This window comes from Aquitalea magnusonii, from assembly GCF_003202035.1.
Taxonomy (GTDB): Bacteria; Pseudomonadota; Gammaproteobacteria; order Burkholderiales; family Chromobacteriaceae; genus Aquitalea; species Aquitalea magnusonii.
This window is the reverse complement of sequence record NZ_QJKC01000009.1, coordinates 32,232-54,164: the sequence shown is the minus strand read 5'-3', so window position 1 is coordinate 54,164 and position 21,933 is coordinate 32,232. Positions and strand designations below refer to the sequence as shown.

Annotated in this window: 25 protein-coding genes; 15 read left to right on the top strand and 10 right to left on the bottom strand. The window is 64.1% G+C overall.

Going from position 1 to position 21,933, the window contains the following annotated elements:
* Positions 1-173 precede the first annotated feature (173 nt).
* From waaC to DFR38_RS10965, 8 genes are all read left to right on the top strand, one after another.
* Positions 174-1,136 carry a lipopolysaccharide heptosyltransferase I gene (gene waaC, locus DFR38_RS11000; RefSeq protein ID WP_059284375.1) on the top strand — a complete coding sequence of 321 codons (963 nt, stop codon included), beginning with the start codon at positions 174-176 and terminating at the stop codon, positions 1,134-1,136.
* Complete coding sequence (gene waaA / locus DFR38_RS10995) at positions 1,133-2,389, top strand: lipid IV(A) 3-deoxy-D-manno-octulosonic acid transferase (RefSeq protein WP_059284374.1); 1,257 nt, start codon at positions 1,133-1,135, stop codon at positions 2,387-2,389. The genes waaC and waaA overlap by 4 nt, the downstream gene beginning before the upstream one ends.
* 125 nt (positions 2,390-2,514) lie before the next feature.
* The gene (locus DFR38_RS10990; RefSeq protein WP_059284373.1) at positions 2,515-3,150 is read left to right on the top strand and encodes a TetR/AcrR family transcriptional regulator; all 636 of its coding nucleotides are present in this window, start codon (positions 2,515-2,517) and stop codon (positions 3,148-3,150) included.
* Positions 3,151-3,155: 5 nt separating this feature from the next.
* The gene (hlyD, locus tag DFR38_RS10985; protein WP_059284372.1) at positions 3,156-4,130 is read left to right on the top strand and encodes a secretion protein HlyD; all 975 of its coding nucleotides are present in this window, start codon (positions 3,156-3,158) and stop codon (positions 4,128-4,130) included.
* Positions 4,131-4,138: 8 nt separating this feature from the next.
* On the top strand, positions 4,139-5,890 hold the full coding sequence (locus tag DFR38_RS10980; protein WP_059284407.1) for an ATP-binding cassette domain-containing protein: 1,752 nt from the start codon (positions 4,139-4,141) through the stop codon (positions 5,888-5,890).
* The gene (locus DFR38_RS10975) at positions 5,887-7,011 is read left to right on the top strand and encodes an ABC transporter permease (RefSeq protein ID WP_059284371.1); all 1,125 of its coding nucleotides are present in this window, start codon (positions 5,887-5,889) and stop codon (positions 7,009-7,011) included. Before DFR38_RS10980 ends, DFR38_RS10975 begins: the two co-directional genes overlap by 4 nt.
* On the top strand, positions 7,012-8,109 hold the full coding sequence (locus tag DFR38_RS10970) for an ABC transporter permease (RefSeq protein ID WP_059284370.1): 1,098 nt from the start codon (positions 7,012-7,014) through the stop codon (positions 8,107-8,109).
* Positions 8,109-9,521, top strand: a complete 1,413-nt coding sequence (locus DFR38_RS10965) for an efflux transporter outer membrane subunit (protein ID WP_110313392.1) — start codon at positions 8,109-8,111, stop codon at positions 9,519-9,521. Before DFR38_RS10970 ends, DFR38_RS10965 begins: the two co-directional genes overlap by 1 nt.
* Before the next feature lie 64 nt (positions 9,522-9,585).
* Here DFR38_RS10965 and DFR38_RS10960 read toward each other — a convergent pair whose 3' ends face one another.
* The 3 genes from DFR38_RS10960 to thiD all read right to left on the bottom strand — a co-directional run bounded on the left by DFR38_RS10960 (position 9,586) and on the right by thiD (position 11,537).
* Positions 9,586-10,035 (bottom strand): GNAT family N-acetyltransferase, encoded by a 450-nt coding sequence (locus DFR38_RS10960; protein ID WP_059285099.1) that lies wholly within the window; start codon positions 10,033-10,035, stop codon positions 9,586-9,588.
* 61 nt (positions 10,036-10,096) lie between these two features.
* On the bottom strand, positions 10,097-10,711 hold the full coding sequence (gene thiE / locus DFR38_RS10955) for a thiamine phosphate synthase (protein ID WP_059285100.1): 615 nt from the start codon (positions 10,709-10,711) through the stop codon (positions 10,097-10,099).
* Positions 10,698-11,537 (bottom strand): bifunctional hydroxymethylpyrimidine kinase/phosphomethylpyrimidine kinase, encoded by an 840-nt coding sequence (thiD, locus tag DFR38_RS10950; RefSeq protein WP_110313435.1) that lies wholly within the window; start codon positions 11,535-11,537, stop codon positions 10,698-10,700. The genes thiE and thiD overlap by 14 nt, the downstream gene beginning before the upstream one ends.
* Before the next feature lie 73 nt (positions 11,538-11,610).
* Between thiD and DFR38_RS10945 the strand changes: the two genes are divergently transcribed.
* The 5 genes from DFR38_RS10945 (at position 11,611) to DFR38_RS10925 (ending at position 17,234) form a co-directional block, all read left to right on the top strand.
* On the top strand, positions 11,611-11,775 hold the full coding sequence (locus DFR38_RS10945; RefSeq protein WP_045845915.1) for a rubredoxin: 165 nt from the start codon (positions 11,611-11,613) through the stop codon (positions 11,773-11,775).
* A gap of 170 nt (positions 11,776-11,945) precedes the next feature.
* Positions 11,946-12,374, top strand: coding sequence for a CopD family protein (locus DFR38_RS10940; RefSeq protein WP_059285101.1), 429 nt, complete (start codon positions 11,946-11,948; stop codon positions 12,372-12,374).
* Positions 12,375-12,427: 53 nt separating this feature from the next.
* Positions 12,428-12,898, top strand: coding sequence for a CYTH domain-containing protein (locus DFR38_RS10935; RefSeq protein ID WP_059285102.1), 471 nt, complete (start codon positions 12,428-12,430; stop codon positions 12,896-12,898).
* Between the two features lie 154 nt (positions 12,899-13,052).
* Entirely contained in the window at positions 13,053-14,330 is a 1,278-nt protein-coding gene (hemL, locus tag DFR38_RS10930) for a glutamate-1-semialdehyde 2,1-aminomutase (protein ID WP_059285103.1), read from the top strand.
* Positions 14,331-14,486: 156 nt separating this feature from the next.
* Entirely contained in the window at positions 14,487-17,234 is a 2,748-nt protein-coding gene (locus tag DFR38_RS10925) for a DEAD/DEAH box helicase (protein ID WP_059285104.1), read from the top strand.
* Here the strand turns inward: DFR38_RS10925 and DFR38_RS10920 are convergent.
* From DFR38_RS10920 to lptM, 7 genes are all read right to left on the bottom strand, one after another.
* A complete protein-coding gene (locus DFR38_RS10920) occupies positions 17,231-17,599 on the bottom strand; it encodes a CZB domain-containing protein (RefSeq protein WP_059285105.1) in 369 nt (122 codons plus the stop codon). The genes DFR38_RS10925 and DFR38_RS10920 overlap by 4 nt on opposite strands.
* An 86-nt stretch (positions 17,600-17,685) precedes the next feature.
* On the bottom strand, positions 17,686-18,399 hold the full coding sequence (locus tag DFR38_RS10915) for a helix-turn-helix transcriptional regulator (protein ID WP_082693313.1): 714 nt from the start codon (positions 18,397-18,399) through the stop codon (positions 17,686-17,688).
* Between the two features lie 15 nt (positions 18,400-18,414).
* Positions 18,415-18,807: a VOC family protein gene (locus tag DFR38_RS10910; RefSeq protein WP_059285106.1), complete on the bottom strand. Its 393-nt coding sequence runs from the start codon at positions 18,805-18,807 to the stop codon at positions 18,415-18,417.
* Positions 18,804-19,070, bottom strand: a complete 267-nt coding sequence (locus tag DFR38_RS10905; protein ID WP_059285107.1) for a hypothetical protein — start codon at positions 19,068-19,070, stop codon at positions 18,804-18,806. Before DFR38_RS10905 ends, DFR38_RS10910 begins: the two co-directional genes overlap by 4 nt.
* Positions 19,071-19,164: 94 nt before the next feature.
* Complete coding sequence (locus DFR38_RS10900) at positions 19,165-19,518, bottom strand: VOC family protein (protein WP_110313391.1); 354 nt, start codon at positions 19,516-19,518, stop codon at positions 19,165-19,167.
* 160 nt (positions 19,519-19,678) lie between these two features.
* Positions 19,679-20,779, bottom strand: coding sequence for a pyridoxal phosphate-dependent aminotransferase (locus tag DFR38_RS10895; RefSeq protein ID WP_059285109.1), 1,101 nt, complete (start codon positions 20,777-20,779; stop codon positions 19,679-19,681).
* Between the two features lie 182 nt (positions 20,780-20,961).
* A complete protein-coding gene (gene lptM / locus DFR38_RS21365; RefSeq protein ID WP_170124158.1) occupies positions 20,962-21,105 on the bottom strand; it encodes an LPS translocon maturation chaperone LptM in 144 nt (47 codons plus the stop codon).
* Between the two features lie 62 nt (positions 21,106-21,167).
* Between lptM and cyaY the strand changes: the two genes are divergently transcribed.
* A complete protein-coding gene (gene cyaY, locus DFR38_RS10890; RefSeq protein WP_110313390.1) occupies positions 21,168-21,488 on the top strand; it encodes an iron donor protein CyaY in 321 nt (106 codons plus the stop codon).
* A complete protein-coding gene (locus DFR38_RS10885; RefSeq protein ID WP_059285110.1) occupies positions 21,488-21,904 on the top strand; it encodes a YqaA family protein in 417 nt (138 codons plus the stop codon). The genes cyaY and DFR38_RS10885 overlap by 1 nt, the downstream gene beginning before the upstream one ends.
* Positions 21,905-21,933 lie beyond the last annotated feature (29 nt).

Here is a 21,933-nt window from a genome sequence, read left to right as displayed (position 1 = left end):
CGTTATCTGTTCAGTCACTTGCCCTGTTGATGGCACTGGGATTAATCGGGTGGCGGGAGCGCTGGCAGATTGTGGATAAATATGGGCGGAATTATTCACAGCTGCTTATCCACAAATGCTGCCTGTGGATTTTACGTGGTTAACCACAGTGACGCTCGGTTACAATGCGCGCCATGATGAACGTACTGATCGTGCGTACCTCGTCGATGGGCGACCTTATCCACACCTGGCCTGCCATTACCGAGCTGAAAACGCACTACCCCAACCTTCGCATCAGCTGGCTGGCCGAAGAAAATTTCGCTGACATCGCCCGTTTGCACCCGGCGGTGGATGAAGTCATTACCCTGGCCTGGCGGCGCTGGCGCAAAAACCTGCTGTCCGCGGCCACCTGGGCAGAAATCAGGGCCATGCGCCGTGCCTTGCGTGCCACCCGCTGGGAGCTGGTGGTGGATTGCCAGGGCCTGTTGAAAAGTGCGCTGCCGGCCAAGCTCAGCTGCGCCCCGCTGACCGGTTACGACAGACAGAGCATTCGCGAACCGCTGGCCTGCCTGCTGTATGACAAGACCCACCGTGTCGACTGGTCGCTGTCTGCGGTCGAGCGCTGCCGCTTGCTGTTGTCCAAGGTATTTGGTTACCAGCCGGAGGGCAGCCCGCGTTTTGGCGTGCCGGCGGCAGCCCGGCCAGACTGGTTGCCGCCAGGCCAATACGCCGTGCTGCTGCATGCCACCAGCCGTGCATCCAAGGAATGGCCGGAATCGCACTGGATTGCACTGGGTGAACAGCTGTCTGCACGGCACGGCCTGCAACTGATCATTCCCTGGGGTAATGCCGCCGAACAGCAGCGGGCCAACCGTCTGGCGGCGGCCATGCCGCAGGCCATGGTGGCACCGCGCATCAACCTGATCGAAGCCTGCGGTTTGCTGGGCCATGCCCGCGCCGTCATTGGCGTGGATACCGGCCTGTGTCACCTGGCCAATGCGCTGAATGTGCCGCTGGTGGCCATTTATACCGATACCGACCCCAGCAAGACCGGCGTGGTGGAAACCGCCTGGGCCACCAATCTGGGAAATATCGGCCAGTGCCCAAGCGTCGATGTGGTGTATCAGGCCTTGCTGGCGCGCAAGGACATGCAATGAACTGGCGGCGCGGGCTGTACTCGCTATTGTGGTGGGTGGCCACGCCGCTGATCCGCCGCTATCTGAAAAAACGGGCGCGCAAGGCCCCGGCTTATCTGCAGCACTGGGACGAACGTTTCGGCCAGGCGACTCAGCCGCGGACGACCGGCGCCATCTGGATTCATGCGGTATCTGTCGGTGAAACCCGCGCCGCCCTGCCGCTGATCCAGGCGCTGCACCAGCAATGGCCGGATGCACCGCTGCTGCTGACGCAGATGACTCCCACCGGCCGCGATACCGCCTGCCAGCTTTACCCCGATGCCGAAGTACGTTATCTGCCCTATGACTATCCCGCTGCGGTGCGCGATTTTCTGGCGATCTGGCAACCACGCTTTGGCGTGCTGATGGAAACCGAGCTATGGCCCAATCTGCTGCATGCTGCCCAGCAGCAAGGCGTGCCGCTGTTTCTGGCCAATGCGCGGCTGTCGGAAAAATCGCTGCGCGGCTATCGCCGCATTCAGGGCCTGATTGGTCCGGCCCTGCGCAGTTTGACCGCCATTGCCGCACAAAGCCCGCAAGATGCCGAGCGTTTGCAGCAGTTGGGTGCAGTTTCTGCCGTGGTGTGTGGCAATACCAAATACGATTTCACCCCGCCCGCCGCCATGGCGGAACTGGCGGCACAGTTTCGCCAGCGCATCGGCAACCGGCCGGTATTCATTTGCGCCAGTACGCGTGAGGGCGAGGAACAACTGATCCTGCAAGCCTGGCAGCAGGCCGCGGTGGGCAATACCTTGCTATTGCTGGTGCCGCGTCATCCGGAACGTTTCGACAGCGTGGCCGCGCTGGCGCAGGACATGGGCCTTGCCGTACAGCGGCGCAGCGATAACACCCCCCTTGCCGCCGACACCAGCCTCTGGCTGGGCGACAGCATGGGCGAATTGTTTGCCTACTATGGTTGTGCCGATGTGGCATTTGTCGGGGGCAGCCTGCTGCCGCTGGGTGGGCAGAACCTGATCGAGCCGGCCAGCCTGGGCCTGCCGGTACTGTTTGGCCCGTCCATGTTCAATTTTGCCCAGGCCAGTGAATTGGCGCTGGAGGCAGGCGCCGCCATGCAGGTGGCCGATGCCGGACAACTGGTGGCACAGGCGCTCAGCCTGTTGCAGGATGCTGCGCGCAGGCAGCAGATGAGCAAGGCGGCGCAGGCCTTTACCGCCGCCCATCGCGGGGCCAGCCAGCGTATTGTGGCCCTGCTGCAGGCCCACCTTCCGCAGTGATATGCCCAGGCGGCAAGCGGGCAGCTGTTGCCCTCCCGCCACGCGGCGCTGGTTTTTTCCTGTTTTGCATCAATAAGCGCTGAATATTGTTTTGCCATTTTTATACACATGTATAAATTGGCAGCATGAACAGCGAACCAGCCTCTCATCCCACCCGTAGCCTGCTGCTGCAACACGGCTTGCAGCTGATGCGCCAGCATGGTCTGCGCCAGCTGACCGTGCGCGGTCTGTGCCAGCAGGCCGGGGTGAATCCCGGCAGCTTTGTCTATCACTTTGGCAGCCGCCAGCAATTTGCCGCCGAACTGCTGGAGTGCTGGTATGTGCCGCTCTACCAGCAATTGCAGGCGGTACAGCAGCAAGAAGGCGCAGCGCTCAGCCGCTTGTCCGCCATGCTGCTGCAACTGATGGATTTCCTGCGCGAGCAGCGCGGCCTGATCAGCCAGCTGCTGCTGGATGCCGGTTCCGGCGAGGCTGCCGTGCTGGCATTCATCCGTAATCTGGCGCCGCGTCATCCCCAGCTATTGCTGCAATGCCTGCAAGAGGCACAGCAAGCCGGACAGATCGGCCAGGCTCCACCCATGCACCAGCTGATGTTCCTGATGTCGGCACTGGGGTTTCCGGTCTTGCTGCAGCAAATGAGCAGCGGCAAGACCCTGTTGCCGGACATGCTGCAACAAGCGCTGGCCAGCTATGCGCTGGAACCGGCTCATCTGCAACAGCGATTGCACTGGGCGCTCAAGGGCCTCAGTAGCCAGGAGTGATTCACATGAACAAGCGTGTACTGTTCGGCTTTGTCCTTTTGCTGCTGGCAGGTGCTGCCTATCTGTGGTGGCAGCAGCAGCAGGCGGCGGATGAGCTGGTGCTGTCCGGCAATGTGGATATCCGCGAGGTAAACCTGTCATTCCGCGTGGGCGGGCGCTTGCAGCAACTGCAGGTGGACGAAGGAGCGCAGATCAAGGCCGGGCAGGTGCTGGGCCGGCTGGACGACGCACCGCAACGCAATGCCGTGGCCGATGCCGAAGCGGCACTGGCCGCACTCCAGGCCCGGCAATCGCTGATGCATCAGGGCTACCGGGCCGAAGACGTGGCCCAGGCCCGTGCCGCACTGGATGCCCGTCAGGCGGCGTTGACCGATGCCCGTGCCGCCTGGCAGCGCCAGCAGGAGCTGGCCGGTACCGGCGCCGCCGCAGTCAAGGCACTGGATGCCGCCCGCTCTGCCCATGATCAGGCGCAGGCGCAATACCAGGCAGCACAGCAGCAGTACCAGGCGCTGAGCAAGGGTTACCGGCCGCAGGAAGTGGCCGAGGTGGACGCCAATGTGAAACGGGCCCAGGCGCAGCTGGCCAGTGCGCGCCTGCAACTGGCCGATACCGTGCTCACCGCGCCGGCCGACGGCATCATCCTCACCCGGGCGGTGGAACCGGGCAGCATGCTGGCTGCCGGCAGCAGCGTGCTGACCCTGTCGCTGCGCCAGCCGGTATGGGTGCGTGCCTATGTGGCCGAGCCGCAGCTGGGCCAGGCCCAGCCGGGACGCAAGGTATGGATTTACCGCGATGGGCGCAGCCAGCCTTATGCCGCGGTGGTGGGCTTTGTCTCACCCACGGCGGAATTCACCCCCAAGAATGTGGAAACCGCCGACCTGCGCACCGCCCAGGTCTATCGTTTGCGGCTGATTGTCAGCCAGCCGGACGCCGCCCTGCGTCAGGGCATGCCGGTAACGGTGAAGCTGGCCCGGCCATGAATCCGTCCATGACGGCCAGCACGGACGCCATCGCCATCCGCCTGCAGGCGGTCAGCCACACCTTTGCCGGGCGGCCGGCGCTGTGCGAGCTGAGTGCCGACATCCGCCGCGGGGTGATCACCGGGCTGGTGGGGCCGGATGGTGCCGGCAAAACCACCCTGCTGCGGCTGATGGCCGGCCTGCTCAAGGCCAGCGCCGGCAGCATACGCGTAGAGGGGCTGGACCCGGTGATGGCCGGCGATGCACTACGCCTGCAACTGGGTTACATGCCGCAAAAATTCGGCCTGTACGAAGACCTGTCCGTGCTGGAAAACCTCACCCTGTATGCCGATCTGCGCGGTGTCACCGGCGCGGCGCGGGAGGAAAGTTTTCAGCGCCTGCTGGCCTTTACCGATCTGGCGCGCTTTACCGAACGGCTGGCCGGCAAGCTGTCCGGCGGCATGAAACAGAAACTGGGGCTGGCCTGCACCCTGCTGGGCTCGCCGCGCATCCTGTTGCTGGACGAACCCTGTGTCGGGGTGGACCCCATTTCGCGGCGTGAGCTGTGGCGCATGGTCAGCAGTCTGGCCGATGGCGGCATGGCGGTGCTGTGGAGTACCTCCTATCTGGACGAGGCCGAGCTGTGCGGCGAAGTGCTGCTGATGCACGAAGGCCGTCTGCAATACAGCGGCAGCCCGCAAGCGCTGATGGACAGCATGCAGGGGCGCAGCCTGCTGTTGCAGGATATTGCCGGCAACCGGCGGCAGGTGCTGCAGCGGGCGCTACGCAGCCCTGCGGTGATCGACGGCGCGCTGCAAGGCCATGCGGTGCGACTGGTGTTGCGTGAGGCCGGGGTATTGCCTGATCTGGCCAGCCTGCAGGCCGGGCCGGATGCCCGCCTGCAACAGGTAAAGCCGCGGCTGGAAGATGCCTTTATCGATTTGCTGGGCGGCGGGCCGGGTGGCGATTCGCCGCTGACCGAACACATGCCGCCCGCGCGACTGCCGGAAGGAGTGGATGCCGACGCCGTCATCGTGGCCGAGCAGCTTACCCGCCGCTTTGGTGATTTTGTCGCCACCGATCATGTGGATTTCCGCATCCGCCGTGGCGAAATCTTCGGCCTGCTCGGCCCCAATGGCGCGGGCAAATCCACCACCTTCAAGATGATGTGCGGCCTGCTGCCGGTCAGCAGCGGCGCGGCGCGGGTGATGGGGCTGGACCTGCAACAGTCCGCCAGCCAGGCACGCCAGCAAATCGGCTATATGGCGCAGAAATTTGCCCTGTACGGCAACCTCAGCGTGGCGCAGAACCTGGAATTCTTCTCCGGCATCTATGGCCTGTCTGGTGCGCGCCAGCGCGCGGCAGTGGCCGACATGGTGCGGGTGTTTGCGCTGCACCCTTTCCTGAGCATGAATGCCGGTGAACTGCCGCTGGGCTTCAAGCAGCGGCTGGCCTTGGCCTGCGCGCTGATGCACCAGCCACCGCTATTGTTTCTGGACGAGCCCACCTCCGGGGTGGACCCGGTCAGCCGCCGCGAATTCTGGAGCCATATCAATGGCCTGGTCGACAAGGGGGTGACGGTGATGGTGACCACCCATTTCATGGACGAAGCCGAATATTGCGACCGTATCGGCCTGGTGTATCGCGGGCGCATGATCGCCGCCGGCACGCCGGACGCACTCAAGGCCATGGTGGTCAGTGCTGAACTGCCCGACCCCAGCATGGAAGACGCCTTTATCGCGCTGGTGGAGCGCGATGACCGGCAGCGGGAGGCCACATGAGCCTCAGCCTGCGCCGCCTTGTCGCGCTGTGCCGCAAGGAAAGCTACCAGATCGTGCGTGATCCCAGCAGCATCCTGATTGCCTTTGTGCTGCCGGTGTTGCTGCTGTTCATCTACGGCTATGGCATCAATCTGGATGCCAACCGTGTGCGTCTGGGCATTGTGCAGCAGGATGGCGGGGTGGAAGCCAGCCGTCTGGTGCAGACCCTGCAAGCCTCGCCCTATATCGCCGCCAGCCTGTCGAGCTCCGAAGCCGCCATGCGCCAGCAATTGCAGCTGGGCAGCGTGCGCGGCGTGGTGATCCTGCGCAGCGATTTCTCGGCCAAGGTCAGGCAAGGTCAGGGCGCGGCCGCCATCCAGCTGCTGACCGATGGTGCCGAACCCAATACCGCCAATTTTGTCGCCAGCTATGTGCAGGGCGTATTCCAGCTGTGGCAGGCCCAGCGCCAGTCAGGCCAGGCAGAGCCCGCCGGGCTGACGCTAGAGGCGCGTTACTGGTTCAACCCGACTACGGTCAGCCGCAATTACCTGGTGCCCGGCTCCATCTCGGTGATCATGACCATCATCGGTGCGCTGCTTACCTCGCTGGTGGTGGCGCGCGAATGGGAGCGCGGCACCATGGAAGCCTTGCTGTCCACCCCGGTGACCCGGGCCGAGCTGCTGTTGTCCAAGATCATTCCCTACTACCTGCTGGGCATGGCCGCCATGAGCATGTGCGTGCTGGTGGCCACGCTGGTGATGGGGGTGCCGCTACGCGGTTCGTTGTGGGTATTGTTCCTGGTGACCAGCCTGTTTCTGGGCAGTGCGCTGGGGCTGGGCCTGCTGCTGTCCACCACCACGCGCAACCAGTTCATTGCCGCCCAGTTTGCGCTGACCGCGGCCTTTCTGCCGGCCATCATGCTGTCCGGTTTCGTGTTTGAAATCCGCAGCATGCCGCTGGCGGTACAGGCGGTGACTTACCTGATTCCGGCGCGCTATTTTGTCAGCGCCCTGCAGACGCTATTCCAGGCTGGTGAAATCTGGCCGGTGCTGCTGATCAACCTGCTGTTTCTGCTGCTGTCCGCCGCCTTCTGGCTGGGGCTGACCGCCTGGCGGACACCGCGCCGACTGGATGGCAATTAAATGTGGCAACGTCTGTTCACCCTGATCCGCAAGGAAATGCAGGCGCTGCTGCGCAGCCCGCAAAGCCGCCGCCTGCTGATCGCCCCGGTACTGTTGCAACTGCTGCTGTTTCCGTTTGCCGCCACGCTGGAAGTGAAAAACAGCACGCTGGCGGTGTTCAACCAGGATGGCGGCGCCGCTTCCATCGAACTGGTGCAGCGGCTGGCCGCCACCCAGGCCTTTCCCCATGTGCTGATGCTGCACAGCCAGCAAGCGATGCAGCAGGTGATCGACCGCCAGCAGGCGCTGCTGGCCATCAGCCTGCCGCAAGACCTGTCGCGCAAGCTGGCGGCTGGCCAGAGCGTGGCTGCCCAGGCCATCATCGATGGCCGGCGCAGCAATAGCGCGCAAATCGCCTATGGCTATGCCCTGCAGGTGATCCAGCAGTTTGCCGCCGAGCACAGCCATCAGGCTCCGGCGGCCAGGCTGGTGGTGCAGAACCTGTACAACCCCAATCTGGAATACCGCTGGTTCGTGCTGCCCAGCCTGGTGGCCATCATCACCACCATCGGCTGCCTGATGGTGACCGCGCTGTCGCTGGCCCGCGAACGCGAGGAAGGCACCTTCGAGCAACTGCTGGTGTCGCCGCTGACGCCGGGCTACATCATGGCCGGCAAGGCCCTGCCCGGCATGCTGGTGGCGCTGGTGCAGGGCTGCATCATCGCGGCGGCGGCAGTGTGGGTTTACCAGGTGCCATTCAGCGGTACGCTGGGGCTGCTGATCCTGTCCATGCTGTGCTACGGGCTGTCGCTGGTGGGTTTCGGCCTGCTGATTTCCGCCCTCAGCAGCAATCAGCAGCAGGCTTTCCTGGGCTCGTTTGCCTTTATGTCGCCAGCGGTGATTCTGTCCGGCTACATGGCCCCGGTGGAAAACATGCCCCTGCCACTGCGCATGGTCAGCGCGGTGGACCCGCTCAGCCACTTCATCATCATCGTCAAGGGCATCTTCCTGAAGGGTTATGGCCTGGCTGAAGCCTGGCCACAGCTGTGGCCGCTGCTGGCCATTGCCGCCAGCACGCTGGCACTGGCCTATCTGATGTTCTTGCGCAGGAGTCACTGATGTCATCTCGCCAGCGGATTTTCCTTTTCCTGAGCAGTGCTGCGCTAGGCGCCTGCGCGGTGGGGCCGGATTACCAGCCACCGGCCAGCAGCCTGCCCGCGCACTACCATTTCCAGCCAGCCAGTACGGCCAGCCAGACGGTACAGCCGCAGTGGTGGACGGTGTTTGACGATGCCGCCCTCAGCCAGCTGGTGGAGCAGGCATTGCAGGCCAATCTGGATCTGGCGCAGGCCGAGGCAAGGGTGCGTCAGGCCCGCGCCAGCCTGGGCCAGGTGGACAGCGCCTTGTGGCCGCAACTGAGTGCCGGCGCGCGTAGCGGCCGTGACCAGTTCAGCCGCAACAGCGAAAACTTTGCCAATATCCCGCTGGCCAATCCCAAAACCGCTTTCAATGACTACCGGCTGGGGCTGGATGCCAGCTGGGAAATCGACCTGTTCGGCCATACCGCGCGCAGCCGTGAGGCGGCCAGCGCCAGGCTGGACAGCCTGCAGCAGCAACAGGCGGATATCGCGCTGCGGGTGGCGGCCGAGGTGGCACGCAATGTGATCGACTATCGCGGCTGGGTGGCACGCCAGCACAATGCCCAAACCCAGCTGGCCGACGCAGCGGAAACCCTGCGCCTGACGCGCTTGTTGCGGCAGAGTGGCGAAGTGTCCGACAGCGAACTGAACCAGGCAGCCGCCAGCGTGGCCAGCCTGCAAGCCACGCTGCCCCCCTTGCAGACGGCACAGGGCGCGGCGCTGACCGCCTTGAGCGTATTGCTGGATCAGCCACTGGCGGAGGTGGCAGCGCGGCTGGCCGGCGAGCGGCCGATACCGGCCACCCTGGCACAGCCGCCTATCGGGCTGCCGGCAGATTTGCTGCGCCGCCGTGCCGACATCCGCCAGGCCGAGCGCGAGCTGGCGGCCGCCACCGCCGATATCGGTGTGGCGGTGGCCGAGCAATACCCGCGGCTGGTGCTGGTGGGCAGTGGCGGCTGGGATTCCATCCACGAAGGCAAGCTGACCGCGGCGGCCAGCCGTTTCTGGAATGTCGGCCCGCAACTGAGCCTGCCCCTGCTGAATGGAGGCCGGCTGAAAAACCAGGTCAGCGGCCGTGAAGCAGCCCGCGATGCCGCGCTGGCGGCCTATCGGCAAAAAGTGCTGGCTGCGCTGGCCGATACCGAAACCGCCTTGCTGCGCTATCAGCAAGAGGAGCAGCGCCAGCAAGCCTTGCACAGCAGCCTGCAACTGGCCGGCCGCCAGCTGGACATCGCGCGGCAGCGCCTGCGGGTGGGGGAAGCGGCACAGACTGAAGTGCTGGCACAAAGCCAGCAACTGGCGCTGGTAAAGGAACAATGGCTGGCATCGCAGCAGGCACAGGCAGAAAACCTGGTGGCGCTGTTCAAGGCGCTGGGCGGGGATGTGAAATGATTCTCCCGGCGTCGCGCCGGGAAAGCTGGCTGGTGCGGCCAGGCAGCCACACCAGCCAGACCGTTCAGGCCGCTACACAGGCAGCACGGCGATAGTAATTGTCATAAGGACCATCGGACTGCAGCACAAAGCCCTGCCGCTGGTAAAAGCCATTGGCGCGGCTGCCCTTGAGCACTTCCACCTGTACCGGCAGGCCCCGCTCGTCGGCCTCGGCCAGCAAGGCCTGCAATACCTGGCTGCCCAGCCCCCGGCCATGCCAGGCCGGTTGCAGGTAGAACTGGTCGATCAGCAGGCCGTCCTCGGCCGGCTTGAGCGAAACACAGCCCACGCGGCGTCCTTCCACCACGATGTGGCGACAGTATGCCGGCTGGAATTGCTCGGTAAAGCGCTGGCGTGCCCGCACCGGGTCGTAGCGCCCCAGTGCCTCCAGACTGACCCGCAAGGCGCGCAGGCGCAGCGCCAGCAATTCGTCAAAATCAGCGGCACAGGCCGGCGCAAAGTGAAAGGCTGTCATGCTCACTCCTGGCTGCCGGACGCGCCGGCGTAGTCTGCAAGGTTGGGGAAATCGCGGGGTGCTAGTCGAACAGCGCCGCCATCTGCCGGGCAGCGGCGGCGGGATCGGGAGCATCGAACAGGCCACCGATGACGGCGATGGCGCTGGCGCCGGCCGCCACCACCTCGGCCGCATTGTCCGGGGTGATGCCGCCAATGGCGACCGAAGGCAGGCCCAGCCTTTTCGCCTCGGCAAACAGCGACAGCGGCGCTGCCACCGCATTGGGCTTGGTGCGCGAGGGGTAGACGGCCCCAAAGGCGATATAGCTGGCACCATCACGCGCAGCCTGCTCGGCCAGCGCGATGTCGTTATAGCAGGACACACCGATGATGGCGTTTTTTCCCAGGATGGCGCGGGCATCGGCCACCGAGCCGTCGGTCTTGCCCAGATGCACGCCATCGGCTTCCACGGCGCGGGCCAGGGTGACATCGTCGTTGATCAGGAACAGCACCCGGCGGCTTTTGCACAGGCTGGCCAGCAGGCTGGCCTGGCGCAGGCGGCGCACGGTATTGGCGCTCTTGTTGCGGTATTGCAGGATGGCCACGCCGTTGTCCAGCACGCGGCTGACCTTGGCCAGCAGTTGCTCACTGTCCTCCGCCTCTGGCGATACCGCATACAAGCCCTTAATCACTGTCACCCTCTGCTCCTTCGTCTTCGCGGGCCCAGAACATCCGGTCCGGAATGCTTTGTCCCATGCCGGGGCGGAAACCCGCCACCAGGCTCTGATAGGTATATTCCTGCGCTTCACGTACTGCCTCGGGCAGCATCAGGCCGGTGGCCAGCATGCCGGCAATGGCCGAGGCCAGGGTGCAGCCGGAGCCATGATAGCTGCCGGGCAGCCGCTCCCAGCGGTCGGCGCGTACTATGCCGTTGGGACTGTACAGACTATTTATGACTTCTTTGGTATTTTCGTGGGTGCCGGTAATCAACACATGCGGGCAGCCCAGCGCCAGCAGCCGCTTGGCTGCTTCGTCCAGGCTCAGTTCCTCGTCTTCGTCCGGGTCGTTCATCGCCAGCCGGCGGGCTTCCATGCTGTTGGGGGTGATGATGGACACCTGCGGAATCAGCAAATCGCGCATGGCGGCAATCAGGTCGTCATCGGCCAGTTCGTGGCCGCCGCCGCTGCGCAGCACCGGGTCCAGCACCACCGGCACGTCCGGGTAGTCGGCAATCAGCTGCGCCACCACCGCCACGTTTTCCACGCTGCCCAGCATGCCGATCTTGAACACCAGCACCGGAATGTCTTCCAGCAGAAAGCGCGCCTGGTCGTTGACCAGGTCGGAATCCAGCACCATGAAGTCATCCACCCCCACGGTATCCTGCACGGTGATGGCGGTAATGACCGACAAGGGATGGCAACCCAGGCTGGCCAGGGTGAGGATGTCGGCCTGGATGCCGGCGCCGCCGGAGGGATCGGAGCCGGCCAGGGTCAGTACGGCGGGCGGAGGGGGCAATGTGGACAAGGCGGTAACCTCTTTGGTCAGATCGTGCAGCAGCAATTAGAATGACTATTTTAACCGAGCTTGGGATAAACGTATGCGCACCTGGATGTGTCTGATCTGCGGTTTCATCTACGACGAGGAAGCCGGGCGACCGGAAGATGGCATCGCGCCGGGAACTCCGTGGGAAGATGTGCCGCCCAACTGGACCTGTCCCGATTGCGATGCCCGCAAGGACGATTTCGAAATGGTGGAAATCTGATCGCTTGCCGGCACGCATGCACTCACGGCACGCATGCCGTGGCAAGGAATGTGGCATGAATTGTCACGGCCGAAAAGGTGCCTGACAGACATTTATGCGCAAATACCGGGTCAGCTGCCTGCCGGCAGGCTGTTTCACGTGAAACATGGCAGTGCAGCAGCACTGCCCCCATGGAGTCTGAATTGGCTTACCTGTATCTCAAGGCTTTTCACATCATTTTTGTCACCTCGTGGTTTGCCGGTCTGTTTTACCTGCCGCGCATCTTCGTCAACCTGGCCATGGCCGCGCCGGGTGCCGAGTACGACCGCCTGCTGTTGATGGCGCGCAAGCTGTATCGCTTCATGACGCCGCTGGCGGTGCTGGCTCTGGCTCTGGGTATGTGGCTGTGGCAGGGCTTTGGCATTGGTGGTGGCTGGCTGCATGCCAAGCTCACCCTGGTGGCGCTGCTGATTGCCTATCACCTGTACTGCGGCAAGCTGTACCGCGACTTTGTTGCCGGGGCCAATCGCCACAGCCATGTGTGGTACCGCTATTTCAATGAAATCCCGGTGCTGGCGCTGTGCGCGGTGGTGATTCTGGTGGTGGTCAAACCCTTCTGAATGTAGTGGGCTCACAATGAGCTGGGCCATGGGCCCGCAACAGGAAAACAAGCATGGGACTGGAAATCGAACGCCGTTTTGTCATTGCCAACGATGGCTGGCGCGGCCTGGCCGCAGGCGTGCAATACCGCCAGGGTTATCTGTCGGTAGAAAAGGAACGCACCGTGCGCGTGCGTATCGTGGGTGATCAGGCCTGGCTCACCCTCAAGGGCAATATCAGCGACATCAGCCGCCACGAATTCGAATACGCCATCCCGCTGGCCGATGCCCAGACCATCATGGATGCCATGTGCCCGATGGTGGTGGACAAGCTGCGCCACCGCATCGAGTTTGGCGGCTACGTCTGGGAGGTGGACGAATTCTTCGGAGAAAACGCCGGGCTGGTGCTGGCAGAAATCGAACTGCCGGCCGAGGACACCCCGTTTGCCAAGCCGGACTGGGTGGGCGCAGAAGTCACCACAGACGGGCGTTATACCAATGCCTATCTGTCCAAGAAGCCCTATACCAGCTGGACGCAGCGCTGAAATGCCAACACTGCCCCGCCCGGCTGTGGAAAAATAACGCTTTCGCCAGCATGGATACCGTATGGCGCACGGCACATGCTCTGCGCCACTGGCAAACCAGATTCAGCGGCAGCAAACCACACGGTTTGCGCCCTACCCGTCATAAGGAAACCGCATGTCCCGCAATCTCGAACTGTTTGAACGTGGCAAGAAAACCATTCCCGGTGGCGTCAATTCGCCGGTACGCGCCTTTGGCTCGGTAGGCGGCACGCCGCGTTTTGTGAAAAAGGCGCTGGGCGCACATTTCTGGGATGCCGACGACAAGCAGTACATCGACTACATCGGCTCCTGGGGCCCGGCCATCGTCGGCCACGCCCACCCCACCGTGATCAAGGCAGTGCAGGATGTGGCGGTGGATGGCCTGTCCTTTGGCGCGCCCACCGAAGCGGAAATCGAGATTGCCGAGGAAATCTGCAAGCTGCTGCCCTCGGTAGAGCAAGTACGCCTGGTGTCTTCCGGTACCGAAGCCACCATGAGCGCGATTCGTCTGGCGCGTGGCTTTACCGGCCGTGACGCCATCGTCAAGTTTGAAGGCTGCTACCACGGCCACTCCGACAGCCTGCTGGTGAAGGCCGGTTCCGGCCTGCTGACTTTTGGCAACCCCTCTTCCGGTGGTGTTCCGGCGGATTTCACCAAGCACACCCTGGTGCTGGAGTACAACAATGTCGAGCAGCTGGAACGTACTTTCCGGGAAATCGGCGAGCAGATTGCCTGCGTCATCCTGGAGCCGATTGCCGGCAACATGAACCTGATCAAGCCGTCGGCAGAATTCGTGCACGCCCTGCGCGCGCTGACCGAAAAGCACGGCACGGTGCTGATCTACGACGAAGTGATGACCGGTTTCCGTGTTGATCTGGGCTGCGCCCAGGCGCTGCACGGCGTCAAGCCGGACCTCACCACGCTGGGCAAGGTGATTGGCGGTGGCATGCCGCTGGCGGCTTTTGGTGGCCGCGCCGACATCATGGGCTGCATCTCGCCGCTGGGTAATGTGTATCAGGCCGGCACCCTGTCCGGTAACCCGGTGGCCGTGGCTGCCGGCCTCACCACGCTGAAGCTGATCCAGGAACCGGGCTTCCATGCCACCCTCAGCCGCCGCACCGCGCGTCTGGCACAGGGCCTGGCCGAAGCCGCCAAGGAGGCCGGTGTCTCCATGGTGACCGACAGCGTGGGCGGCATGTTCGGCATCTACTTCTGCGATGCCGTACCCACCAGCTATGCCCAGGTGACCGCCTCGGACCGCGAACGCTTCAACCGCTTCTTCCACGCCATGCTGGACGAAGGCGTATACCTGGCCCCGTCGGCCTACGAAGCCGGTTTTGTCTCCATCGCTCATACCGACGAGATCATCGAACAGACCATCGCTGCCGCCCGTCGCGCCCTGGCGCGTATCTGAGCCCACGGCTCACCAATGGCTGCTGTTTTGTAGCCGCCTGGCAGATCAACCGTCCACCTTGGTGGGCGGTTTTTGTTTGCTGTTGCCGCCCGGCAGATCTGCCATCAACAGCGGGCTTAAGGCACAATAGTCCGCTGAATTTTCCTGTTCCTGCCGATGCCTACCACCACCTCGCAGCGCCTGGCCTGGCGCATTCTGGCCAATGAAGCCGGTATCCGCCTCACCCCCTGCATCCAGCAACGGGAGGACGCTGGCTGGAGCCGTGGCCGCGTGCTGCCCTTGGGGCGCTTGCTCGATCAGGCCGCGCAGTGGGACTGGCTGAGCGCGCAGGACCGGCTGGTGATCAGCCAGCTTGAGCGCACCCATCAGTTGAGCGATGGCAGCAGTCTGGCCGAGCTGGAGGGCGAAGCCGCCCTGCCCTTGCTGTTGGGTCATCCGGCCTTGTTCTGGGAAGAACAGCCGGAACAGCCGGTCACGCTGGAAGCAGGCCAGATCAGCCTGTTACTACAACGCCAGCAACAGCAGATGGTGCTGCAACTGAGCCCGCCCGGCATTGCCGCCTGTCAGCATTGCCTGTGGCAGCGCAGCGGCCCGAACAGCCTGCTGCTGTACTGGCCGGGGCCGGAAATCCGCCAGCTGGCCGCGCTGCTGGGCCATCGCCTGAGCGTGCCTGTGGCCGCACGCAAAAAGCTGCTGGAGGCCATCGGCGACATGGTGCCGTGGCTGCCGGTGGAGCTGGTGGATGCGGACGATGGCGCCGACCTGCCCGCCATGCCGGCCGACCCGCGTTTGTTTGCTGTCCTCACGCCATTGCCGGAAGGCTTACGCCTGCAACTGCGCTGCCGGGTGGCGGAACAGGCCGCCTGGTATCCGCCGGGGCGCGGGCCATGGCAGCAAGTAGCCTTGTCTCAGGGCCAGGCCATCCGCTTTCAGCGCCAGTTGAGCGAGGAAAAACAGGCGCTGGCCGCCTTGCTGGAAGATTGCCCGGCGCTGGCGAGCGCCCGGCCCGACCCAGATGGCGTGCTGCAATGGCTGCTGGCCGACCAGCAACAGGCCCTGCAAGTCGTACAGCAGTTGCAGCAATTACAGGCCATCGCCCCGCAGAGGCTGGAGTGCGTCTGGCCGCAGGGACAGCGCATGCGTATCCAGGCGCAGGCTGGGCTGCCGCAGCTGCGGTTGAAAACCAGACGCAAGAACGGCTGGCTGGAAGTGACGGGTGAAGTGCAGGTGGATGAGGACCGGGTACTGCAACTGCGTCAGTTGCTGGAAGCCTTGGCCAATCAGCCCGGGCAGTATCTGCGCCTGTCCGAGCAGGACTGGCTGGTACTCTCCGACAGTCTGCAAGCCAGGTTGCAGCAATTGGCCCGGCTGGCCGATCACGCGGTGGCTGATGGCTTGCGTCTCAGCCTGCTGGCCGCCCCGCTGCTGGCCGGGCTGGGTGAGGACATCGGCCAGTTTGACGGCGACGCCGGCTGGCAGCAGCTGCAACAAGGCTGGGACAGCCTGGCTACCTTTCAACCTGAGGTCCCTGCCACCCTGCAAGCCAGCTTGCGGCCCTATCAGCTGCAAGGCTTTGCCTGGCTGTCGCGGCTGGCGCATATCGGTGCCGGGGCCTGTCTGGCCGACGATATGGGGCTGGGCAAGACGGTGCAAACGCTGGCGCTATTGCTGGCCCGCGCGCATCTGGGCCCGCAACTGGTGGTGGCGCCTACCTCGGTGGCGCTCAACTGGCTGGCCGAAGCCGCCCGCTTTGCCCCCAGCCTGCGCTTGCGCCCTTATCAACAGCAGCGCGACTTATCCACAGTCGGGCCGCAGGACCTGGTGATTGCCAGTTACGGCCTGCTGCAATTGCAGGCGGACGATTTTGCCGAGGTGCACTGGGCCAGCGTGGTGCTGGACGAGGCGCAGGCCATCAAGAATGCGGGTACCAAGCGCGCGCAGGCGGCACAAAGCCTGCGGGCGGATTTTCGCCTGGCGGCCAGTGGCACGCCGGTGGAAAACCATCTGGGCGAGTTGTGGAGCCTGTTCCGCTTTATCACGCCCGGTTTGCTGGGTAATGAGGAGCGCTTCCAGCAGCGCTTTGCCCAGCCCATCGCCGAGGGCGACGAAGAAGCCCGCGCCACGCTCAAGGCGCTGATCCAGCCTTATCTGTTACGCCGCACCAAGGCCGAGGTGCTGACCGAGCTGCCACCGCGCACCGACATCACCCGCCGTATTGCCCTGTCCGAGCAGGAGCTGCATGTGTACGAGGCCATGCGCCAGCAGGCGCTGCAAAAGCTGGCCGAGGTGGACAGCCAGGACAAGAAGACCATGCAGGTGCTGGCCGAGCTGACCCGCTTGCGCCGCTTCTGCTGCCACCCGGCCTTGTTACAGCCGGATACCGCCCTGCCCGCCAGCAAGTTTGCCTTCTTTCGTCAGCTGATGACCGAGCTGTTGGACAACGGCCACAAGGCGCTGGTGTTCAGCCAGTTTGTCGACCATCTGGCGCTGGCGCGCGCATGGCTGGATGAACAAGGCATTGCCTACCAGTATCTGGACGGTGCCACACCGGGCAAGCAGCGCAAGGCACGCATGGATGCCTTCCAGGCTGGTGTGGGCGAGGTCTTCCTGATCAGCCTGAAAGCCGGTGGCACCGGGCTGAACCTCACCGCAGCGGACTATGTGATTCATCTGGACCCGTGGTGGAACCCGGCGGTGGAAGACCAGGCCAGCGACCGTGCCTACCGCATGGGCCAGCAGCGGCCGGTGACGGTGTACCGGCTGGTGGCGGAAAACACTATCGAAGAGAAAATCGTCGCCCTGCATGCGGAAAAACGCGCGCTGGCCGACAGCTTGCTGGCAGGGGGGGATCTGGCAGCCAGACTGGATGGCGCGGCGCTACTGACCTTGTTGCAAGGTGGCTAGCCGCTGAATTGCTGGAACAGCCGCTTGCGCAGCTCGGCAATGCCGCTGCCCACGGCAGAGGACAGCTGGCTGTAGCGCGATGGCCCCACCGCCAGTGCCTCGCGGGCGGCATCGAACTGGCCCTGGTTGATCAGCTCGGCCACCCGCGCCGCTTCCAGATGGAATTCGCGGTGGTTTTCCAGCAGTTGCTGATAGGCCGGATAGCGCGCGCAGCTGATCCTGCCTTCATCCTGCAACCAGCGACCCAGCTCGCAGCCACAACAGTCGCCAATCTGCGCGGCATCCAGCTGCCTGCCCTCCAGCATGGCCGTGCGCAGTTCCAGCTTTAATTCGAAATGGAGCAGCAGGGCATCTTCTAGATTCATGCCTATTTCCCCGGCAACACTTCTCCCGAGTTCTTACTATAGCCAGCCATTATGCTGTTGTGATGGTAATTGTCATGCGCAGGCCACTAGACACGGTGCCAGGACTGATGGGTGGTTTGCGCCAGTTGCTGGCGATTGGCCGCGCCGGCCTGTGCGGCCTGCAAAAAACCATCCAGCGAAATGTGTGGCGGCCAGCTGGCGGTGACCGGCTGCCAGTGCTGCAGGCGGTCGACGCGAAAATGACGATAATCCTGGCGCAGCTGACACCAGGCCGCCAGCGTCCAGCGATCCCCCCAGAAAAACAGGCCCAGTGGCAAGACGCAGCGCTGGCTGGCATGGCCTGCTTCATCCTGATAATCGATGTCCAATGCCTGGCCGGCCAGTATGGCCGTGCGCAAGGCCGCCAGCCGCTCGCAGGGATAGTCGTGGTGCTGCGGCACAAACAGTGGTGCCGGCGTCAGTCCGGCCGAGCCCAGCACCGCGTGAATCTTGGCCAGTGCGCTGGCGGCTGCCGTGGCCGTGGCGGCATCAGTCCAGCCGGCCAACATGCGTGCGCCCACTTCCAGCGCCGCCAGCTCTTCGGCAGAAAAGCTCAGTGGCGGCGGACTGAAGCCTGCTTCCAGCCAGTAGCCCGTGCCGGCTTCGCCATTGAGCGGCGCGCCGCTGGCGAGCAGGTCGGCCATGTCGCGGTAGACGGTGCGTACCGACACTTCCAGCCAGGCGGCCAGCTGTGCTGCCGTGGTGCGCCGGCGGCCACGCAGCAGGTGCAGGATTTGCAGCAGACGGTCGGCACGGCGCATGGTGTGGGTCCGGTTTTAGTGCGGCAGCGGGCTGCACAGCTCCAGCAGCATGCCGTCCGGGCAGCGCAGGAAAGACACGGTCTGCCCCCAGGGTTTGAGCTGCGGTGCAGCCAGCTCGTGGGCGCCGGCAGCCAGTGCCGCCTGATGTGCGGCGGCGACATCCTCGGTGGCCAGGGCAATCTCTACGCCTAGTGGCAGTGCGCCATCATCGGCAAAGCGAAAGCCCGCGGGGTGATTGCTGAGGGCCAGTGACTTGCTGGCAAAGGACAGCGTGGTGTCGCCGGTGTCCAGCTCGCCATAGTCGCCTTCCGGGGTGAGCAAGCGCCGGGCAAAGCCGAATGCCTCTTCAAAAAAGGCCAGCGAGCCGGCGACATCCGCCACGTAAACAATGGTGTAGGCAAACTTCATCCTGCTTCCTTTCCTGATGTGCAGCGGGGTGCTTGTTCCCGTGCCAGTGCGATGACGCTGGTGATGGCCTGCCGCGCCTGCGGGCTGTTATGCCAGCAACTGGAGCCAAGGGCTTGTGCCACTTGCCAGGTGATGGCGGCGGCTTCCTGGTCGGCCAGTTGGCTCAGGCGGTCAAAGCCCAGCTGCTCCAGCCTGGCGATGACGGTTGGCCCAACGCCCTTGAGCGCCAGCAATTGCTGGCGTTCCTCTGTGGAAAACGGCATGGATCTGCTCCTGGTATGCCGGCTGGCAAGCGGCAGCGGACGACTGCCAGCCTGGCGGGAAAGGACATGATATCCGCTAGCGGACTTGCCTGCTTCAGGGTTCCACATGCAGGCCGATGCAATTGCCCTCGCTGTCTTCCATCAGCGCGATATCGCCATTGCCGTCTGCCAGCGTGGTGATGGGCAGCAATACCTTGCCGCCGGCCCGCTCCACCCGCTGCAGCGTGGCGGCCAGATCCGGCCCGCCATCCAGATAAATGCGGCAACCCTGGCCGCCGGCCGGCAGGCGCGGGCTGGCCATGATGCAGCCGGAGCTGTCGGGAAACACGGCAATGCGATCAGCCATGCAGTCTTCCTGCTTCAGTTGCAACTGCAAGACCTGCTGGTAAAAGGCAACGGCACGGTCAAAATTGGCGGCGGGGATTTCAAACCAGTGAATCAGCGACATGGTGTGGCTCCAAAAGGGGGACGGCGGGATGCCGTGTTCACAGCATGCACGCCCCCTGCTGACAGCCTGTTGTCAGTAGCCGCTGGCGGGGCGCAAAAAAGCCACCGGCTGGCAGGCACGGTGGCTGATGGCGTTGCCCGGAAGCGGTCTGGCCCGGCGCTCAGTCCAGCTGGCCGGCCAGCGCCGCCAGCACGCGCGCGCTGGTGGCCTGCGGGTGGGCGGTGATGCGCAGCATGTGGCGTACCGCCGGGTGTTGCGGACGGTGAATGGCGATGCCGCATTGCAAGAGATGGCGCTGGATGGCCTCGGCCTGCAGCGCATCCGGGTAGGCCACGCAGACGAAATTGGTGTGCGAGGGCAGCGGTGTCAGGCCCTGGTCGTACAGCGCATGGCTCAGGTGATGGCGCAGGGTGATGGTCTGGGCCACCAGCTTGCGCGAGTAGTCCGGGTCATCCAGCACGATTTGTGCTGCCGCCTGGGCAATGCTGGACAGGGCGTATTGCGGCCGGATCTGGTCGGCCTTGGCGATGATGTCGGCGCTGGCGATGGCATAGCCCACGCGCAGCCCGGCCAGGGCATAGGCTTTGGACAGGGTGCGCAGGCGCAAGGTGTGCGGCAGGATGCCCGCCGGCGGCGCATCGGCGCCCTCGGTACAGAAATCGACATAGGCCTCGTCCAGCAGCAACAGGGTGTGCGGCGGCAGCGCGGCGCGCAGGGTGAGGATGTCTTCGGCCTGCCAGTAATGGCCGGTGGGATTGTCCGGATTGGCCAGATACAGCACCGAGGCATGTTCGGCACGGGCCACTTCGGCCAGCCGTGCCAGATCAGGCCGCATGTGCTGGCCGCGCTGGCAATAGGGCACTTCCAGCACGCGGGCCCCCACGCCTTCGGCAAAGTAGCGGAAGCTGGGATAGCTGCCGGCGGTGGTGACCACGGCATCGCCCGGATTACAGGTCAGCCGCAGCGCCAGCAGGATCAGGCTGTCGGCCCCGGTGTCGAACAGCACCTCGGTCGGACTTACGCCATTGAGCCGGGCCGCCCGTTCACGCAGCGCATGGGCATAGGGATCGGGATACAGCCTGGCCATTTCCGCCAGTGCCTTGCCCAGTTCGCCGGCCAGTGGCGACACCGGATCAGGCAGGCTCTCGTTGGAGCCGATGCGGGTCTTGATGCGGTGGCCCAGCGCCGTTTCCAGCTTCACGATGCCGGGAAAGGGATTGACGATGGTGTGGTGTTCGAGATGGCGGGCAAAACGGGTCATGGCGGCTTTCGTCCTTGCAGCAGAACATTCTAGATGGCGACGGGGCGGCGACAAATCACCAGATCAGCTAACGATAGCATCCTGCAGGATAAGGCAGCCAAGACCGACGGCACGCCAGTGTAAGCTTGGCACGGGTCGGCGCTGCGCTGTCAGGGGTGGTAAAAACCGGTAAAGGGAGCCGCTCAGGGGGCCGGTCTGGCCTCGGCCGCCGGTGCCGAGGCATGGCTGCGGGTCTGGTCCGGCTTGGGAAGATACAGGTTGCCTTTATAGCCACAGGCAGTCACGACAAGGCTCAGGGCAAGGCAGGTCAGCATGGTTCGCAGCATAAAAAGCAGTCCGGTGTGGCAAAATCGGCAGTCTAGCACACGCTATTCAAGGAAGAGACGACATGAACGAGAGCGAATTTCTGGATATGACCGACCACATTTTCAGCCGTATCGAAGATGCCATCGACGATGCCGGTCTGGATGCCGACTTTGTCAGCAATGGCAATGTGCTGGAAATCGAATTCGACGACGGCGGCAAGATCGTGGTCAACCGCCATGCCGCCAATCAGGAGCTGTGGATCGCCGCCAAGAGCGGCGGCTACCACTTTGCCTTCAAGGATGGCCAGTGGTTGGCCGCCCGTGACGGTGCGGAATTTTTCAGCACGCTGAAAACCGCCATCGCCCAGGCTTGCGGCGAGCCGGACCTGGAGCTGGACATCTGATGCAGGCCGTGTGGCTGGCGCTGGGCGGGCTGGTGCTGTCGGCCTTTACTTCATCCACCATCCTGCCCGGCAATTCCGAAGTGGTGCTGGCGGCCTTTCTGTACAAGTGGCCGGACTGGCTGTGGCCGGCCCTGCTGCTGGCCACCGTGGCCAATAGCGCCGGCAGCGCCACCAGCCTGTGGCTGGGACGGGTGGCGCCGAAAAAGGAAGTGTCACCCCGCATCCAGCGCTGGTTTGAACGCTATGGCCCGGCCGTGCTCTTGCTCAGCTGGGTGCCGCTGATCGGTGATGCCCTGCCGCTGGCCGCCGGCTGGCTGCGCCTGCCCTGGCTGCCCAGCCTGTTGTGGCTGACCGTGGGCAAGGCGGCACGCTATCTGGTACTGGCCTGGGGCGTGCTGGCCGCGCTGCATGCCTGAATAATGCGACAGCGGGTTGGCATGGGCCG